General features: G+C 65.8%; 17 protein-coding genes. 14 read left to right on the forward strand and 3 right to left on the reverse strand.

Features of this window, described 5'->3' with window-relative positions; translation table 11 throughout:
• Positions 1-12 precede the first annotated feature (12 nt).
• The gene (locus H7F38_RS13495) at positions 13-423 is read left to right on the forward strand and encodes an arsenate reductase ArsC (RefSeq protein WP_187090360.1); all 411 of its coding nucleotides are present in this window, start codon (positions 13-15) and stop codon (positions 421-423) included.
• A 90-nt stretch (positions 424-513) separates the two neighbouring features.
• On the opposite strand, the gene H7F38_RS13500 is transcribed toward H7F38_RS13495, so the two are convergent.
• Positions 514-2,454: an adenylyl cyclase gene (locus H7F38_RS13500; protein ID WP_187090361.1), complete on the reverse strand. Its 1,941-nt coding sequence runs from the start codon at positions 2,452-2,454 to the stop codon at positions 514-516.
• A gap of 100 nt (positions 2,455-2,554) precedes the next feature.
• Positions 2,555-2,686, reverse strand: coding sequence for a hypothetical protein (locus H7F38_RS26040; protein ID WP_255497969.1), 132 nt, complete (start codon positions 2,684-2,686; stop codon positions 2,555-2,557).
• A 504-nt stretch (positions 2,687-3,190) separates the two neighbouring features.
• Here H7F38_RS26040 and H7F38_RS13505 point away from each other — a divergent pair.
• The 9 genes from H7F38_RS13505 to H7F38_RS13545 all read left to right on the forward strand — a co-directional run bounded on the left by H7F38_RS13505 (position 3,191) and on the right by H7F38_RS13545 (position 12,535).
• A complete protein-coding gene (locus H7F38_RS13505) occupies positions 3,191-3,763 on the forward strand; it encodes a hypothetical protein (RefSeq protein WP_187090362.1) in 573 nt (190 codons plus the stop codon).
• Between the two features lie 215 nt (positions 3,764-3,978).
• Positions 3,979-4,293, forward strand: coding sequence for a hypothetical protein (locus H7F38_RS13510; RefSeq protein WP_187090363.1), 315 nt, complete (start codon positions 3,979-3,981; stop codon positions 4,291-4,293).
• A 97-nt stretch (positions 4,294-4,390) separates the two neighbouring features.
• Positions 4,391-5,146 (forward strand): hypothetical protein, encoded by a 756-nt coding sequence (locus H7F38_RS13515; protein ID WP_222618048.1) that lies wholly within the window; start codon positions 4,391-4,393, stop codon positions 5,144-5,146.
• Between the two features lie 16 nt (positions 5,147-5,162).
• Positions 5,163-7,097: a fumarate reductase/succinate dehydrogenase flavoprotein subunit gene (locus H7F38_RS13520; protein WP_187090364.1), complete on the forward strand. Its 1,935-nt coding sequence runs from the start codon at positions 5,163-5,165 to the stop codon at positions 7,095-7,097.
• Positions 7,098-7,100: 3 nt separating this feature from the next.
• Positions 7,101-7,844 (forward strand): succinate dehydrogenase/fumarate reductase iron-sulfur subunit, encoded by a 744-nt coding sequence (locus tag H7F38_RS13525; protein WP_187090365.1) that lies wholly within the window; start codon positions 7,101-7,103, stop codon positions 7,842-7,844.
• A gap of 138 nt (positions 7,845-7,982) precedes the next feature.
• Positions 7,983-8,636: a helix-turn-helix domain-containing protein gene (locus H7F38_RS13530; RefSeq protein WP_187090366.1), complete on the forward strand. Its 654-nt coding sequence runs from the start codon at positions 7,983-7,985 to the stop codon at positions 8,634-8,636.
• The gene (locus H7F38_RS13535; protein WP_187090367.1) at positions 8,633-10,552 is read left to right on the forward strand and encodes a M28 family peptidase; all 1,920 of its coding nucleotides are present in this window, start codon (positions 8,633-8,635) and stop codon (positions 10,550-10,552) included. The genes H7F38_RS13530 and H7F38_RS13535 overlap by 4 nt, the downstream gene beginning before the upstream one ends.
• On the forward strand, positions 10,549-11,850 hold the full coding sequence (locus tag H7F38_RS13540) for an ArgE/DapE family deacylase (protein WP_187090368.1): 1,302 nt from the start codon (positions 10,549-10,551) through the stop codon (positions 11,848-11,850). The genes H7F38_RS13535 and H7F38_RS13540 overlap by 4 nt, the downstream gene beginning before the upstream one ends.
• 79 nt (positions 11,851-11,929) lie before the next feature.
• Complete coding sequence (locus tag H7F38_RS13545; RefSeq protein WP_187090369.1) at positions 11,930-12,535, forward strand: TMEM175 family protein; 606 nt, start codon at positions 11,930-11,932, stop codon at positions 12,533-12,535.
• Positions 12,536-12,733: 198 nt separating this feature from the next.
• Here the strand turns inward: H7F38_RS13545 and H7F38_RS13550 are convergent, their stop codons facing one another.
• On the reverse strand, positions 12,734-13,435 hold the full coding sequence (locus tag H7F38_RS13550) for a response regulator transcription factor (RefSeq protein WP_187090370.1): 702 nt from the start codon (positions 13,433-13,435) through the stop codon (positions 12,734-12,736).
• A gap of 488 nt (positions 13,436-13,923) precedes the next feature.
• On the opposite strand from H7F38_RS13550, the gene H7F38_RS13555 reads away from it, so the two are divergent.
• The 4 genes from H7F38_RS13555 to H7F38_RS13570 all read left to right on the forward strand — a co-directional run bounded on the left by H7F38_RS13555 (position 13,924) and on the right by H7F38_RS13570 (position 18,254).
• Entirely contained in the window at positions 13,924-14,937 is a 1,014-nt protein-coding gene (locus tag H7F38_RS13555; protein ID WP_222618049.1) for a LacI family DNA-binding transcriptional regulator, read from the forward strand.
• A 158-nt stretch (positions 14,938-15,095) separates the two neighbouring features.
• On the forward strand, positions 15,096-16,382 hold the full coding sequence (locus H7F38_RS13560) for an extracellular solute-binding protein (protein ID WP_187090372.1): 1,287 nt from the start codon (positions 15,096-15,098) through the stop codon (positions 16,380-16,382).
• Between the two features lie 10 nt (positions 16,383-16,392).
• On the forward strand, positions 16,393-17,364 hold the full coding sequence (locus H7F38_RS13565) for a carbohydrate ABC transporter permease (RefSeq protein ID WP_187090373.1): 972 nt from the start codon (positions 16,393-16,395) through the stop codon (positions 17,362-17,364).
• Complete coding sequence (locus H7F38_RS13570) at positions 17,361-18,254, forward strand: carbohydrate ABC transporter permease (RefSeq protein ID WP_187090374.1); 894 nt, start codon at positions 17,361-17,363, stop codon at positions 18,252-18,254. The genes H7F38_RS13565 and H7F38_RS13570 overlap by 4 nt, the downstream gene beginning before the upstream one ends.
• The last annotated feature ends 78 nt before the right edge of the window (positions 18,255-18,332 follow it).

An 18,332-nucleotide genomic window follows, 5' to 3' on the forward strand; every position in this document is an offset into this window, starting at 1 on the left:
CGGAGCCCCCCGATGTCCGACAAGCCCTCGGTGTTGTTCGTCTGCGTGCACAATGCCGGCCGCTCCCAGATGGCTGCCGGGTTCCTGACCGCGCTGTCCGGTGGAGCGATCGAAGTCCGCTCGGCTGGGTCGCTGCCCGCCGAGCAGATCAACCCCGCCGCAGTCGAGGCGATGGCGGAGGTCGGAGTCGACATCGCCGCCCATGTCCCGAAGGTGCTGACCACCCAGGCGGTGCAGGCCTCCGACGTGGTGATCACCATGGGTTGCGGAGATACCTGCCCGGTCTTTCCCGGTAGACGTTACGAGGACTGGGAACTGGACGACCCGGCCGGGCAGGGCGTCGAGGCGGTACGGCCGATCCGCGACGACATCCGTCGCCGCATCGAAGCCCTCCTGAAGGAACTGCTGGCGTCGAAAGCCTGAAGGAGCCGACCGCGCAGTCGATCTCCCCCCGACGCCCTCGACCGATCAACCGGCGACACCCGGTCGAGGTGTCGGGGGTAGAAGCCCCTCCTACGGGTACGTGACGACCGTGACCGGGACGTCGGGGTTGGCCACTGTCGAGGATCCGCCGACCCCGTTGATGACGTTGCGGATACCGCCCTTGCCGTTGACAGCGTCCAGGAAGATCGTCAGCAGGTCGTGCAGCTGGACTCCTGGCGTCACTGGTACCACGAAGGCGTTGTCGGAGAAGATGTCGACACCTTGGTTGAAGAAGCTGTAGGAGCCGAGACCGTAGCCGGTGAAGTGCTTCACCCTCGATCCGACTTCGAGTGCGGCGTAACCCTGCACGGTGGGGGCGGACATCCAGGCAGCCTGGCTCGGTACGTCGTAGGGCATCTCGTTCTGGAAGAACACGACGTTGCCGTTCTCTCCGTTCCATTGGACTTCGGTCTTCTGGAAGTGTTCGACGAACAGGCCGGTAGCGGTCACGTTGTCGCCGTTGACGATCAGTCCGGTAGCGGCCGTGTTCTGATTCCAGCCGACGCCGGTGCCGTGATCGGCGCGCCAGGCCCAGACGTCGTCCAGGATCACGTTGTTGCTGTTGACGAGCAGACTCACCGCAGCTTTGCCCAGGTGTGCCCCACCGATCCGGAAGAAGACGTCCTGCAGTGCCGTTGGCACAGCGTCAGCATGGTCCGCGGCGTGGCGTCGGCGGTCTTCGCTCCTCTCCCCGACCTGCAGCAGAGACGGCGAGTTGACGGGACCGGCGTCGAAGACGATGCCGGCGATGTCGACGCCCGGGGAGTCTTCGACCGTCATCGCGATGTTGCCGCGAGTGGGGGTGACGGTGGCAAATCCCAAGCCCAGCACGATGGTCCCGGCCCGTTCGACGCGGAGGGTGGAGTCCAGTCGGTAGGTGCCCGGGGTGAGCAGCAGACTGCGTCCACGTTCGAGCTGCCGGTTCAGCGTCCGCGCCGAATCGGCGGGGGAAGCCACGTAGAACGCGGACAACGGGAGTGATCGGCCGGGCGTCTGGGAGGTGGCCGACCAACTCTCACCGACCGAGTTGCGGGCAGCAGACGGGACGAACACCCGGTAGTTGCCAGTCTGGTCCAGGTAGAGGTAGGGCTTCTCCTTGCTCGCCGGAGTGGCCGCGAGGGTGGTGTAGGGCCCGCAGCTCTGACTCACCGCCGGGAAGCACTGCGCCGGTGCGTTGGTCACCCCGGCGAACACCTGGTTCCACACGCCGTTGGACCAGGCGTCAAGGGTGGTGTTCCGGACCAGGAACTGCTGCTGCGAACCGTTGATCACCTGTGCGCCGTCGAAACGCGAATCGGCGATGAAGCCGCCGCTGGCCGAGGCGGGTCCGGTGCAGTAGTCCATCAACGTAGTGAGGCCGTTGACGTGGACGCGGCGCATCGGGGCGGCCTGCGACACGGCCCAGAACTCTCCCGTGTGGCACGCTGAATACACACCGGTGGCCGGGTTGAGGACGTTGATCGTGAGGTTGGACATCGAACGCCAGAAATTGTTCAGCGCCACGCAGTTGGTGGCCTGGCATTGGTTGAAGACGTCGATGGCGCCGTTGATCACCACATCACCCGGGTTCGGTCCGAGGCCGGCGACCTCGGTGTAATAGCCCACCTGGAAATTCAGTGGCGACTCGGCCGAGCCGTAGGTGCCGGGCTTGAACAGCAGCGCATACCGTTGCGGGCCGAACTGATTCGGGATCTGCTGGGCGGCGACCGCGTCGACCGCGGCCTGGATCTGGCTCTGCGGCATGGACGGGTCGAAGACCAGGACGTCCGGGCCGAAGGCGGGCTGCACCGAGCCCGGCAGTGCTTGTGATGCGGTCGCGGCCGGCCTCGGGGGTGCCGCCGTGGCGGTCATTGCCGTAGCGGTCGTCGCCGTGGCGATGGACAGCAACAGCGCAGTGATGGCAAGGCACGTGACGGCTGCCCGACGTGCTCGCCGCGCCACCTGACGCCCGTGGGTCAGCTCTCGATTCATGTGCTGATCATAGCCAGGATGAGTCCAAATGAAACGTAACCGTCACGTCGAGGAAATGAAAATTCCTCCGTTCTGAGTGCTGGGTCGCCAGGCGGAAGGCTCAACCCAGGTGTGGGCCACCCTGGACCAGTGGGCCGAACAGGAGGGCGAGGGCCAGCACCATCAGCAGCAGCAGCAACAGCACCGAGCCTGCAATGGCTGCCACTCGCACCGCAGATGGACGATCCGTCATCTCTGGACGCCCTTCGTCGATGGCCGACAGGAACCAAGTGTCCCATCTATTGCGCAGGGTGGGAAGTGATTCCGCGAGGTCCTGCGGCAGCACCGCCGGGAGCAAGGCAGAGGTGCATGTGGAGCCGGTCTCCGGGCCGAGCCACAGCACGATCGGCGGCGGTCCGAGGGTGATCGGTGAAAAATCAGATTCTACGAAACTCAGTGAAAGGTCAGAAACAGAGACATTCCCATGTATGCACTTCCTGACGCGGCTCCAGGCTCGAGGCCGACACCGGTTTCCCGGATTGGAATGGTCGGCAATCGGGCACAAAAGCCAATGAAGGCCCGTTCCGTCACTCCGACCGTTGTGGGTCCTCCTGACGGAGCATTCGCCTTCCGACTTCGTCTCGACGTCAGTGGCATTCGCGTCGTAGACTACCCGTGGTGACCGATCACTCACTCTCGGTGGTTAGCGCACCTCTCTGATTTCGTCCTGCCACACCGATCGCACCGGGAGCCCCAGATGATCGCCAGCCTCGGCCGCACCATCCACCCCTACGCCCCGGTGCGGCCGTCCTCGGCCCAGCCGCCGACCGCCGCCCGTGCGGGACGCTCCTCCGGGAAACGCCGGGCGCTCACGGCTGTTCTGGCTGCTGCCCTCACCGCTGCTCCGGTCGCGATCTCCGTCGCCAGTGCTGCGGATGCCAATGGCAATGCCGCACCGTTCACCGCCTCCGCACCGCTCGCCGCCGGCCACGGCGCGACCATCTCCGTGGCCAACACTGTTCTGACCTGGAAAACGTTGGTCGTCATGCCCGGCGCAGACTTCGCTCCCACCAACGGCCAGTGCTACACCCACCTGCGGATCAGTACGGGCTACTTGCCTCGCAACGTGTGGGACTGCCGTGACCTGTCGGCGCCGATCACCTTCGTCAGCCCCGACGTCACCGCAGCAGACCTGACTGCCAACTCTTCCAACAGTGTGGCGGGTTTCGGGTACGTCGGGTTGATCGGTACAGGCGGGATGTCCCGGGGGGTATGGACATTGTCGGTTCCGGTCGCGAAGTTCGACTCTCGGACAGCCTCGTCCCTGTAGCGTCAATCCATCGGTGTCGCAGGCACAGAGCAGGCTTTTGAACACGCCTGGAATGTCGTCCATCGATGCCTCTGCAAAGTGTCGGCTTGCTGTGGACGTGTCCGGGGGTGAGACTTGAGCCTGGCGGGTCAGCGACGACCTCGGTGGCGGTGCGGATTCGAGCTCACGCGGCCGGGAGTAGGGCCGACAGACCGCGAAGCGAAAGGACGAGTCCGATGCCCGATTCAGTGGACACCGCAGCCTTGCACCTGGCGGTGGAACAGTTGGCACACGCCGTGCAGGTGATCGCGACGCAGGCGGGCGACGTACCGGCGGTGCGCCGTCTCCGCAACGACGTCGAACGCATCGAGCTGGACATGGGCGATTGCACGGGGTTGCACGCCCTTCCGCCGGTTCGGAAACTGGAGATCATCTCCGACACACCGTACGACGAGTCCCTGTGGCGCGGCGTCGATGAAGAGGGACTCGGCGGTTTCCATGCGCCACACGCTCCACCCCACATGCCGCGCCCACACCACGATCATCGGTGACCCCCGCGACGGTGGCCCTCTGCCTGCACGAACGTCAGGTGGGGTGACCGTGGTCAATCGCTCGCCCGCGGGTGTGGGCGCCGCAGGACGCGCGCTGATGGGCGTGCCGACTCTGCGAACCGACCGCTGGTGGCGTTCGCCGCTCATCACCGTGCTGGCATTGTCGGCTTTCATCCTCTACGCGACCTGGGCTGCGTTCATCGGCAAGAATTACTTCTACGAGCCCTACATCTCGCCGTTCTACTCGCCATGTCTGACCGTGTCGTGCACGGCGACCGGAGCGCCGTCGGTCGGTATCTTCGGTTCCTGGTGGCCCTTGTCGCCTGCGGTCCTCATCCTGATCTTCCCGCTCGGCTTCAGACTCACCTGCTACTACTACCGCAAGGCCTACTACCGGGCCTTCTGGCGCTCGCCCGCCGCGTGCGGCGTACCCGAACCACACCAGAAGTACACCGGTGAGACGCGTTTCCCGCTCATCCTGCAGAACATCCATCGGTACTTCTTCTTCTTCGGGCTGATCTTCAACCTGATCCTCACCTGGGACGCAGTGATCTCCTTCCGAAATCACGACGGACGTTGGCTGCACGCCGGCCTGGGCTCCGTCGTGCTGCTGGTCAACGCCACGCTGCTGTGGCTGTATTCGTTGTCCTGTCACTCCTGCCGCCACCTGATCGGCGGTCGGCTCCGGCATTTCTCCCAGCATCCGGTTCGGTACTGGCTGTGGACGAAGCTTTCGGTGTTGAACGAGCGTCACATGCTGTTCGCGTGGCTCTCGCTCGGCTGGGTGGCCTTCACGGATCTTTACGTCCGACTGGTCGCGGGCGGCTCGATCGTCGATGTGAGATTCTTCTGATGACGGGGGTTCTCTGATGGCGGGGGTGCAGCGATACAGCTACGACCTGATCGTGATCGGGGCCGGTGGGGCGGGTCTGCGGGCCGCCATCGCCGCCCGCGAGTCGGGCAAGCGGGTCGCCATCATCTGCAAGTCGCTGTTCGGCAAGGCGCACACCGTGATGGCCGAGGGTGGAATCGCGGCGGCCATGGGCAACGTCAACTCCCACGACAATTGGCAGGTGCATTTCCGGGACACCATGAGAGGTGGGAAATTCCTCAACAACCCCCGGATGGCCGAGTTGCACGCCCAGGAGGCGCCACAGCGGGTGTGGGAACTGGAGACCTACGGAGCCCTGTTCGATCGCACGCCTGACGGGCGGATCAGCCAGCGGAATTTCGGTGGTCACGAATATCCCCGACTGGCGCACGTCGGTGATCGGACCGGGCTGGAACTCATTCGCACCATGCAGCAGAAAATCGTCTCCCTGCAGCAGGAGGACGAGCGCGAGCTCGGCGATTTCGAAGCCAGGGTGAAGGTGTACGCCGAATGTACGGTCACTGATCTCCTCCTGTCCGGTGGCTCCATCGCCGGCGCCTTCGCCTATTTCCGGGACACCGGCAGGTTCAGCGTTTTCCAGGCACCGGCAGTGGTCATCGCGACCGGGGGTATCGGTAAGTCCTTCAAGGTCACCAGTAACTCCTGGGAGTACACCGGTGACGGCCACGCGCTGGCACTGCGTGCCGGCGCGCGACTGATCAACATGGAGTTCGTCCAGTTCCATCCGACCGGGATGGTGTGGCCGCCGAGCGTGAAGGGCATCCTGGTCACCGAGTCGGTCCGTGGGGACGGCGGCGTCCTCAAGAACTCCGAGGGCAAGCGCTTCATGTTCGACTACATACCGGACGTGTTCAAGACGCAGTACGCGACCACCGAAGCCGAAGCCGACGGCTGGTACACCGATCCCGAGCACAACCACCGGCCGCCCGAACTGTTGCCCCGTGACGAGGTCGCGCGGGCGATCAACTCGGAGGTGAAGGCCGGCCGCGGCACTCCCCACGGAGGAGTGTTCCTGGACATCGCCTCCCGCCGGTCCAGCGAGGAGATCCGCAAGAAGCTGCCCAGCATGTACCACCAGTTCTCCGAGCTGGCCGATGTCGACATCACCGCCGAAGCCATGGAGGTCGGCCCGACCTGTCACTACGTGATGGGCGGCGTGGAGGTCGACCCCGACACCGGGGCCTCGTCGGTCCCCGGGCTGTTCGCCGCCGGGGAATGTTCCGGCGGAATGCACGGGTCGAATCGACTGGGTGGCAATTCGTTGTCGGATCTGCTGGTGTTCGGGCGTCGGGCGGGCCTGGGCGCCGCAGCCTACGTCGACACTCTGGGAGCCGACGTTCCGCAGATTGCCGATATCGACATCGAGGCCGCCTCTGCGGCTGCGCTCGCCCCGTTCCGGGAGGACGGCCCGGCCGGCGGCGAGAACCCGTACACCATCCATGCCGATCTGCAGCAGGTGATGAACGACCTGGTCGGCATCATTCGCCGCGAGGGCGAGATCGAGCAGGCCCTGGAGAAACTGGATGCGCTGGATGTCCGGGCGCGCCAGGTAGCCGTCGAGGGGCACCGGCAGTTCAATCCCGGTTGGCACCTGGCCCTTGACCTGCAGAACATGCTGCTGGTCAGCCGCTGTGTGGCAGCAGCGGCGCTGCAGCGCACCGAGAGCCGGGGCGGTCACACGCGAGAGGACCACCCGGGGATGTCGCCGGATTGGCGGCGCCGTCTACTGGTCTGTTCCATCGTCGACGGCGGCGTGCACATCGATGATGTCGAGCAGCCTGCGGTCCGGCCCGACCTGCTGGGGCTGTTTGATGCCGGAGAACTGGGCAAGTACTTCACCACGGCCGAACTGGCCGACCTCGGCGGCGCGACTGCCGCAACCGATGGCGCGGGCGCCCCGGAAGGACACTGATCGATGTCATATCTGGGGAAGTTCAGGGTGTGGAGGGGGGACGTCGAAGGCGGCGAACTCCGGGAGTACCTGGTGGAGGTGAACGAAGGTGAGGTGGTGCTGGATGTCATCCACCGGATCCAGGCCACCCAGGCCGGCGATCTTGCGGTCCGTTGGAACTGCAAGGCCGGCAAGTGCGGCTCTTGTTCGGCCGAGATCAATGGCCGTCCCAGATTGATGTGCATGACCAGGATGTCGAGCTACACCGCGCAGGAAACCGTGACGGTGACGCCGATGCGGACCTTCCCGGTGATCCGGGATCTGGTCACCGATGTGTCGTACAACTACGTGAAAGCCCGCTCCATCCCGTCATTCTCTCCACCGCCGGAGTTGGCTCCGGGTGACTACCGGATGGCACAGGTCGACGTCGAGCGGAGTCAGGAATTCCGCAAGTGCATCGAGTGCTTCCTGTGCCAGGACGTGTGTCACGTCATTCGTGACCACGAGGACAACAAGCAGGCCTACGCCGGCCCCCGGTTCTTCATTCGCCTGGCCGAGTTGGACATGCATCCGCTGGATTCTGCGGACCGACAGGTCGCGGCTCAGGAGCAGCACGGTCTCGGGCTCTGCAACATCACCAAGTGCTGTTCGGAGGTCTGCCCGGAACACATCAAGATCACCGACAACGGGATCATCCCGTTGAAGGAGCGGGTGGTCGATCGCAAGTACGATCCGTTCAGCCGAATGTTTCGGCGCCACCGCGGATAGACCGCAGTGCACCGACCGCGGCGACCGACGACCACCCGGGTCTTGACAGACGAAATCGAAGCGCTACTGTAGCGATTCAAGTAGCACTGGAATTCGACGAGATCAGGTCGCGGCCTTCGCGGGTGGAAGGGTGGGCGTGTGGCCAGTTTGGATGTCCCGACCCGGCTGGCGCTGGGCCGGTTGCTCCGGGAGTTGCGGCAGCGCGAGAGGTTGACCTTGGCCGCTCTGAGCGCCCAGGTGGGAGTGACGGTGTCGGCGTTGAGCCAGTTCGAGACCGGCAGGGCCGAGCCTTCGCTGGGCACCTTGTGGAGCCTGGGCCGGGCGCTGAACGCGTCGTTGTTCGACTTCTTCGCCCAGCAGGAGACCGAGAATCTGGACGTCACCCCGGCCGGCGGAAGAATTGTCGTCGTCCAGGACCGGGCCCGCTACGAGGCCATCGCCCGCAGTTCCCGTCGCAAGCTCGACCTGTTCTACCTGTATCTGCAACCCGGCGACGGCGCAGTCCGCGAGCCGGTCTCCCATGCCGGCGAGGAGGCCGGGGTGGTGATCAGCGGAGCCATGCAGGTGCTGGTCGGGGAGCAGACCCACCGACTGGACGCCGGTGACGGGATCTGGTTCGTCAGCAACCAGCCGCACACCTTCACCACCATCGGCGATGTCGAGTGCGTCAGCGTCTGGGCCGACACGCTGCCCGATCACGCACCCGAACACCAGGAAATCGAATCGGTCTTCGGCGACGGCCGGCCCGTTGGTGCCGCGCTCCCACCCATCGACGGGCGGAGCTCGGGATGAGCCCACGTCCCGGTGTCGACCCCCGCGCAGTAGCCGTGGTGGCGGGGTTGGACATCGACCCCGGGTATCTTCGGGGCGTCGTCCTTGCGCTGACCGGGATCGGGTCGAGCCCGTTGGGGTTCCGCACGACCGGCACCCCCGAAGATTTCGCGGTCGCAGAATTCGTCGCCGGCCAGATGCGCGCGATCGGGTTGGTCGACGTCGCAGTCGAACCCGTGGAGGTCGACGCGTGGAGGTTCCTGTCCGCCGGCGTCCAGGTCACGAATACCGAGGAGCCGGTCGGCTCCGCCAGCTATCGGGCCGTCAGTTTCGGCGGGGTGCCGCCGACCGTTCCAGGGGGCGTCACCGCGCCCGTGGTCGATATCGGCGACGGACGACGCACGGTGGTGGATCCCCTGGAGCTGGACGGCGCGCTGGTGCTGCTGGACTGGCGGCACCCCGGGATCCACCCGTCAGCCGTGGTTCTCGAGTTGGCGCGGCGCGGCGTCGCCGGGGTCATCCTGAATTGCCCCGCGCGGGGACCGTGGTACGGAACCGCTGACGCGCTGGGCGGTTTCGACTCTCACTGGCCCGCCGGGGCGCCGCCGATGGTGTTGATCAGCAAGGAAGACGCTGCCCGGTTGCGCCAGGCCATCAAGACGTCTGCGGTGTCGGCGACGATGACCCTGCAGGCGCAGGTGTCGCCGCGTTCGCGGGGCGCCAATGTCGTCGGGTACCTACCGGGGGACTTGCCCGGCCCGATCGTCGTCGGAGCCCATCACGACGCGTGGTTCCAGGGTGCCTTCGACAACACGAGCGGTGTCGCAGCCATGCTCGGCATGGCCAGAGCCCTGGTCACCTCGGGTCATCGCCCGAGGCACCGCATCTGTTTCACCAGCCGCACGGCGGAGGAGTACGGGATCACCGGGAGCCTGTTCGACTGGTGCATCGGCGCCTGGGGTCAGGTCAACACCACCCATCCGCAGTGGAGTACGGAGTCGCCGTTCCACCTGTGCGTCGAGGCCACCGGCCACCGAAGTCTGCGTTCGGTGATCGAGGCACCGGTGGAACTCGCCGCGTGGGCCCGCAGGGTCGGACGGACCGCCGCCCTCGCCGGGTGGGCACCCACCGGGTGGCGGGTGGCTCCGCCGGTCGCCGGGACCGAGCAGTGGCCGTTCCTGCTCGCCGGAATTCCGGGCGTCGCCTGCTACGCCTGGGAGAAGTCGTTCGGCCGCAGCAACTACCACACCCAGTTCGACACCATCGACCTGCTGGACTTCGACATCCTGGCCGCCCAGGCCAAGCTCTACGCGTTGCTGCTGCTGGACGCCGACCACGACCCGGACAGCATTCTGGACCACCGTGCCCGCGCCCGCCAGCTGGCCGCGGTCGCCATCGATCAGGCACACGCCGCCCTGCAGAGGGCCGCCGCCGATCATGCCGAGGCCAAGGGCCGCAGCGCTTTCACCCGCATCGGGAAGAGCCAGTTCGCCCTGGACGCCGCATCGGCGGTGAGCCACCCCCACGAACAGACCGACGGGGATCTGCACGCCATCAACTCTGCGATCACGGCGCTGGCTGACGGCGACCGGGCCGGCGCCGTCAAGGCCCTGCAGTCCGTCGGTCACCACGAGCTGGTTCCATTCCTGGGTGCAGCGGCCTTCGGAGATCATCTGGCCCGTCACGAATTGGCCGCGCTCACCCGCACCTGGGCGTACGCCAGCCATCTGAGCCCGGTGGTCAACTTCTGGTCGGAGATCGCCACCCTCACCGGCCAACCCGGCGCCCGACCCGACGGACCGTGGTTGACCGCGAGCCTGCGCCGGGCGCAGCGCAGGACCCGACTGCAACTGCAGCAGCGGCTGGATGCCATGGCCCGGGCGGTGTCCCGTCGCCACCCGAGAATGGAAGTCGTGACGAAAGGTGACAACGGATGAGCCCGACGACGGCCGCTGACAGCGCCGAGCAACTGTGGCGTCCACGAGTGCTGGACTACATCGACGACCACACCCAGGAAATCGTCGCCTCCCTGTCGAGTTTGGTCAGAACACCCAGCATCTCCGGATCCGCGGAGGAAAATTCCATCCAGGACCACATGGCCGGCCAGTTCACCGGTCTCGGGCTCGAGGTCGACCACTGGCAGATCCCCCTCCCGGAAACCCTCGCGGCTGCCGACTTCCCCGGTGTGGAGGTCGACCGCAGCGAAGCCTGGGGCCTGGTCGGGGTCGCCCACGGCGCCGGCGGCGGGCCGTCGCTGATGCTCAACGTACACATCGACGTCGTCCCGGCCGGCAACCTGGACGCGTGGGGAACGATGAGCCCGTTCGCCGGCGCAGTCGGGCGAAACTCGGTCGCCGGCCGCGGCGCCTGCGACATGAAAGGCGGCGTTGTTGCAGCCATGTGGGCCGTGAAGGCGCTCACGGCGCTGGAGGTACCGCTGCGCGGGGACCTGCTCCTGGCCAGCGTCCAGGGTGAGGAGGATGGCGGCCTGGGCACCTACGCCAGCCTGCACCGGGGTTGGCGGGCAGATGCCTGCGTGATCCCCGAACCCACCTCCCTTGACATCGTTCCGGCCAACGCCGGATCGTTGACCTTCCGACTCACCGTCAAAGGCCATGCGGCGCATGCTTCCCGCCGCACCACCGGCACCAGCGCCATCGAGAAATTCATTCCCATCTTCCAAGCCCTGCGCCGACTCGAAGCCCAGCGCAACCACACCGTCGACCCGTTGATGGGCCGGTGGGACATCGCCTACCCGATCGAGATCGGGCGGGTGCACGCCGGCGACTGGTCCTCCTCCGTCCCGGACCTGCTCGTCGCCGAAGGCAGATACGGCGTGGCACTGGAAGAAGCCGCCGAGCACGCCCGAGCCCAGTTCGCCACCGCCCTGCAGGAAGCCTGCGACCGAGACCCCTGGCTCCGGGATCACCCCGTCGCCATCCAATGGTGGGGCGGGCAATTCCTGCCGGGGCGGACCGAGGCCGACGCTCCGATCGTGGCCGCACTCCGCCGGGCCCACGCCACCGTTTCATCACACCAGCAGCAAACCTGGGGTGCCCCCTACGGTAGCGACCTCCGCCTCATGAACGGAATCGGTCAGGTCCCGACCGTGCACTACGGACCCGGAGATGCAGCGCTGGCCCATGGACCGAGAGAGACGGTCCGCATCGATGAGGTCCTCACCACCACACGCACTCTGGCGCTCGTCGCCATGAGCCACTGCCACATCGGCTGAAAGGGCTGCTCTGCCCGGGCCCGGGTCTGGCGCGGACGTCGAGGTGACGGGCAATCCATGCTTTGGCACAATTGCGCTCATGGACAAGGGCCGCACGGAGGCGTTCAGCGATGGTGTCCTGGCCGTGGCGATCACCTTGCTGGTACTGGACCTGCATGTGGAGGCCACCGAGGGGTCTCTGGCGGGTCAACTCCGTCGCAACTGGCCCAATTTCGCTGCCTTTCTCGTGAGCTTTTTCGTCATCGGCGTGATCTGGGTCAATCATCATGGGCTGTTCACGCTGGTCACCGAGGTGGACCGGGTACTGCTGTTCGAGAACCTGGCCCTGCTGATGTTCGTGACCACGCTGCCGTTCACGACTTCTACCCTGGCGAAATTCCTGCCCGGCGGAGGCCCTGACGCTCGATGGGCGGTCCTGTTGTACGGGGTCTCGAACATCGGAATGGCAGTGAGTTTCACCGCCATGCTGAGCCGTATCGTGCATCACGATCTGCTGGCCAGCCCGGTCGGACCCGGCGTCGGCCGACGAGCGGTGCGCCGATTCGGCCTCGGCACGATTGCCTACCCCATCGCGACCGCCGCCGGGCTCCTGTGGCCGCCGCTGACGTTGATCGCCATCGGCGCCCTGGCCCTGTACTACACGCTGGAGCAGACCCAGTTGCTGCCCGGGGCCGAGACCTCCTGACCGGCGCCCCGCAGGGGGCGAGACGATGGATCAGGAGGAATCCGAAGTACGAATCTGTCTGATTTCGAGGTGGTCCGGAACCCCTGTGCAACGCAGACCATGGTGCTTGCACTGGTGATGGAACTAGGCCGAAGACGATGACGACGAGAGGTACCCCGTTCACCGCGGGCACGCCCTGCAGGGCGTCGGTCCACACGGCTAGCTTGTCTCGTCGTATCGGTAGCCGACGCCCCACACCGTGACCACCCGGCGTGGGTTGGCCGGATCGGGCTCGATCTTCTCCCGCAACCGGCGGACGTGAACGGTGACGGTCGACTCGTCGCCGAAGGTCCAGCCCCAGACCCGCTCCATCAACTCGGATCTCGAGAATACCTGACCGCGATGGGCCAGGAAGAACGTCAGCAGGTCGAACTCGCGAACGGTCAGCTGCAGCGCGGTGCCGCCCCTGGTGACGGAACGGGCCGCCGCGTCGATCCGCAGATCGCCGTCGACGGTCGCTCCGACCGGGGCCGGGGAAACCGGTGCCGGCATGTGGTCGTGACGGGAGCGGCGGAGCACCCCGGCCACCCGCAGAGCCAGTTCTCGCGGGCTGAATGGTTTGGTCACGTAGTCGTCCGCGCCGTATTCGAGCCCGACCACCCGGTCGGATTCCTCCCCGAGGGCGGTCAGCATGATCACCGGTACCGCAGAGTGCCGCCGTAGTTCCCGGCAGACGGCAAGGCCGTTCATCCCCGGCATCATCAGGTCGAGCACCACCAGATCGGGGCTTTCGCTCAGCGCGGCGTACAGCCCGTCGACCCCGTTGGACCGCTCCATCACCTGATGGCCGTCGCGGCTGAGGTAGCGGGACACCACTTCGCGAACGGTCGGGTCGTCGTCGACCACCAGGATCGTCGTCATCGTGGTCTGCTCACGAGTCCATGATTCACCAGATTGCGCGATGGTGGTCCGGTTGTGGACGACGACGTTTGCTGCGTGTTGAGTTCGGCCTCAATGCATCGCGGAAGGCAGTGTCGGGCCGACCGGGCAGTGTCCCAGGCTCGGGTCTCTGGGTTTGCTTCTCGATGATCGGTGCCCCGCCGTACGCGGCGGACAGGCCAACCCCCTCACACCGGACATCCCAAGAAATCTCTCGACGTCGCCGCCGATCTGTTTGCGTTGTCGTAGAACCTTTTTAAGAGACCGGGCCAGTCGTGTTTGCGTTCGGCAACTGCTGGCCATTCATCATGTCTGTCGAACGGCCGGCGCACTGGAGCTTTCGGTGGGGTAGGCGCACTGACCGCCGGCGCATGTCGTCATACGCGTCGCACCACCCGTTCGGCCCCCTTGACAACGTCTGTCTAAACCGGTTTAGTTCTGTTCACCATTCGACAGCGAAAGGAAACCAGGTGAGCGGGCAGCCGACCATTTCCGACGTTGCCGCGCGCGCCGGGGTCTCCAAGACGCTCGTCTCCTTCGTGCTGAACGATCGGCCCGGTGTTTCGGCCGACGCCAGATCGCGCATCCTCCAAGCGGTCGACGATCTGGGTTTCCGGCCGAATCGGACGGCCCGGGCACTGTCCTCCTCGAAGGCCTCGGCCATCGGGCTCGTCCTCGCCCGGCAGCCGGAGATGTTGCGTGCCGATTCGTTCTTCCCGCCCTTCATCGCGGGGGTAGAGAAGGTCATCGCGCCGGCCGACATGGCACTCATGCTGCGCTTTGTCCCGGATGCCAGTGCCGAACGTGCCGCCTACACCGATCTCTCCCGGGGCCGGGCCGACGGCGTGATCGTGACCGACATCCGCAGCGCTGATCCGCGACCTGCGCTACTCGCCCAGCTGGGTCTTCCCGCGGTGACTCTCAACCGCCCGGTACTCGACTCGCCGACCCCTGCTGTCTGTCTCGACGACACGCAGGGTATCCGGGCAGCGGTTGATCACCTGATCGGCCTCGGACACCGCAACATCGCACACGTGGGCGGACCCATCGAGTACCTGCACTCCCACCACCGCCGGCAGGAGTGGTCCGACGCCATGGCCGCTGCGCGTTTGCCGCCGGGGCGCTACCTCGAGGCCGACTTCACGGCGGCCGGGGGAGCAAGGGCCACCGCCGCGCTCCTGGACGGCTCCCACCCGCCGACAGCCATCCTGTACGCCAGTGATCTGATGGCAATGGCCGGCATGGCCGAGGCCCATCGCCGTGGCATGCGGATCCCCGAAGAGCTGTCAGTGGTCGGATTCGACGATTCGGAGCTGTCCGCTCACCTGCATCCACCGCTCACCACCGTCCGCACCGACGCGTTCGGTTGGGGCCAGGCCGCGGCCAACACCCTGATCTCGCTTCTGGCCGGACATCCAGTGGCCGACGTGGAACTGCCGGCGGCGGTCTTCGTCCTCCGAGAATCAACAGCACCACCTCCTTGACCCTGCTGCGCCGCAACAGGTTCTCGCGGAGTCCACTTCCGGGTCCGGCCGTGGACTCCGGGTTTTCGACCGCACGGCCGGACCCGGGACGCAGCTCGACATCTGCTCACCGGGCTCGCCCGGGCACGCCCACACAGACACACGACAAGGGAGTCGTCATGAACCGCACCGCGTTGGCCGTCGCCGGCCTACTCGTAGCATCCATCGCGCTGACAGCCTGCGGCGGCAGCAGTACCGGCGCAGCCGCCGGCTCGGCCACCACCGGGCCTATCAAGATCTGGTATTCCAACAACGCCCAGGAGGTGACCTGGGGCAAGCAGCTGGTCAGCGCGTGGAACACCGCCCATCCGGACCAGACCGTGACCGCCCAGGAGGTTCCGGCCGGCAAATCCTCTGAAGAGGTGATCGGTGCGGCGATCACCGCCGGCACCGAGCCGTGTCTGATCTACAACACCTCTCCGGCGGCCGTCCCGCAATTCCAGAAGCAGGGCGGACTGGTCGATCTCAACTCGTTCGCCGACGGCGCGTCCTATGTGGACGCCCGGACCGGCGATCTGGCCAAGCAGTACCGGTCCAGTGACGGTCACTACTACCAGCTGCCCTGGAAGTCGAACCCGGTGATGATCTTCTACAACAAGAAGATCTTCGCCAAGGCCGGTATCAGCACCACCGCTCCGCCACTGAACACCTACGCGGATTTTCTGGCCACCTCGCAGAAGATCGTCTCCTCCGGAGCCTCGAAGTACGCGATCTACCCGGCGCCCAGCAGTGAGTTCTACCAGTCCTGGTTCGACTTCTACCCGCTGTACGCCGCCCAGACCGGCGGGACACAGTTGGTGGTAGAAAAGAAGTCGACGTTCAACACCGCCGACGGCCAGGCTGTGGCCGCCTTCTGGCAGGCGCTGTACACGAAGAAGTTGGCTGGTACCGAGACCTACAACGGCGACTCCTTCGCCTCCGGTGTGGCCGCGATGGCTGTCGTCGGGCCATGGGCCATTGCCAACTACAAGGCCAAGGTCGATTGGGGTGTCGTCCCGGTGCCCACCGAGAAAGGCATCACCGCGGCGCAGACCCACACCTTCTCCGACGCGAAGAATGTCGCGATGTACGCGAGTTGCCAGAACCGCGGTACCGCTTGGGAGTTCATGAAGTTCTCCACCAGCGTTGCGCAGGATTCCCAGCTGCTGACCCTGACCGGGCAGATGCCGCTGCGCAAGGACCTGTCCACCGCATACGCCGCCTACTTCACGGCCAATCCGGACTACAAGCTCTTCGCCGACCAGGCCGCCCGTACCGTGGAGGTGCCCAACGTGGCCAGCTCCGTGGAGATCTGGCAGACCTTCCGCGATGCCTGGTCGTCCTCGGTGATCTTCGGCAAGTCCGATCCCAGGGCGGCCCTGCCGGGGGCGGCGACGAAGATCGACGCGCTGGCCGGCCAGTCCTGAGCGCGCAGCCATGACAACACCTGTCATCAAGCGGGCGGCGGCCCCCGCGGCCCGGCCGGATCCGCAGGATCACGGTACGGAAAGGGCCCGCCACGGTCGGCTGCTGGTCAGGGTCTTCGGCCGTCAGCCGATCGGGATCGCCCTCACCGCACCGTATGCCGTCTTCATCGGAGCGATCTTCGCATTCCCTCTGGGGTTCGCGGTGTGGATGTCCTTCCACGACTACTTCTTTACCGCACCCAGGGTCAGCGTGCCGCACCCGTTCGTCGGGTTCACTAACTACAAGGCGGCGCTCAGCGACCCCGACGTGCTCAATTCGTTTGTGCACGTTGGTGTCTTCCTGATCATCAACGTGCCGCTGACCGTGGTCCTGTCGCTCGGACTGGCCGCCGCACTGAACCAGGCGATCGTCGGGCGAACCTTCTTCCGGGTCGCCTACTACGTGCCCTACGTGACGGCGAGCGTGGCCGTGGTAGGCGTCTGGCTGTTCCTGTTCAATTCCGGCGGACTGGTCAACACCCTGCTGGGTCCGTTGGCGCCCAGCCCGTCCTGGCTGGTGAACTCGTTCTGGGCCATGCCGACGATCGCCATCTTCGTGACCTGGAAACAGCTGGGATTCTTCATCCTGCTCTATCTGGCGGCTCTGCAGAACGTGCCGAAGGAGCTGTACGAGTCTGCGGCCACCGACGGCGCGGGCAAATGGAGATCGTTCACCGCGGTGACGATTCCCGGAGTCCGACCGGCCACCGGTCTGGTGGTCCTGTTGGCCATCGTCACCGGTGCCAATCTGTTCACCGAGCCCTACCTGCTCACCTCTGGCGGTGGACCGGACAAGGCGTCGACCTCGCCGGTCCTGCTGATGTACCAGAAGGGCATCGAGCAGGGCAGGCCCGACGTTGCCGCCGCGATCGGGGTGGTGCTGGTGATCGTGGTGCTGGTCATCGCGTTGATCGGTCGACGGTTCACCGAGGGGGAGAAATGACGAGCCCAACCCAGGTCGAGGAGCTGCGGGAAACCTCGAGGGGATCAAAGCGGAAGGCGGGTCGTGGCAGTCGCATCCTGACGACGGTCGTCCTGCTGATAGGGGCACTCGCCTTCCTGTTCCCCTTCTACTACATGGTCGTCGGCTCGCTGCAGAAGGAACCGGACACCACGCTGGCGGGCGCCTTTCCCAGCCTCTCCAACATCACCGGACACAATTTCGCCCAGATCAACGGATCCATCGACCTGTGGCGGTCGTTGCTGAACTCCGGCATCTTCACCGGGGGAGTACTGCTCTGCACCATGGTGTTCGGGGTGCTCGCGGGCTATGCACTGGCGCTGCTGCACTTTCGCGGCAAGGGAACGGTCTTCGGTGCGATGCTGCTGATGCAGGTGGTGCCGTTCCAGTTGCTGATGATTCCGCTGTACGTGCTCATCGCCCGCACCTACGGACTTGCCGACAACTATCTCGGCATGATTTTGCCGTACGCGATCAACTCGACTGCGGTTTTCATCTTCCGGCAGTACTTCCTGCAGCTGCCCGGGGAACTGTTCGACGCCGCGCGGATCGACGGGGCGAACGAGCTGAGGGTGCTGAGATCCATTGCCCTGCCGTTGGTCCGGCCTGCCCTGCTGACCGCGGTACTGTTGACCTTCATCGGGCCCTGGAACGAGTTCCTGTGGCCGTTCCTGATCACCAAGGACCAGAGCAAGCAGCCCCTCGCGGTGTCCCTGGCCAACTACATCTCCACCGTCGCGGCTTCGGCCTCGAACCCGTTCGGGGCCATCCTGGCCGGGGCGGTGGTGCTCGCCGTCCCGGCCGTCGGCCTGTTCGTCCTCTTCCAACGCAAGTTCATCTCCACCGATCTCGGATCAGGTGTGAAGGGATAGTTCCTTGACCAGCCACGTGCTGCCCGAACAAGTTTCATCCATCAGAACGACCGTCCCCTATACGCTCGGCCGGGTCGG

The sequence above is a fragment of the Nakamurella sp. PAMC28650 genome (genome assembly GCF_014303395.1).
GTDB lineage: Bacteria > Actinomycetota > Actinomycetes > Mycobacteriales > Nakamurellaceae > Nakamurella.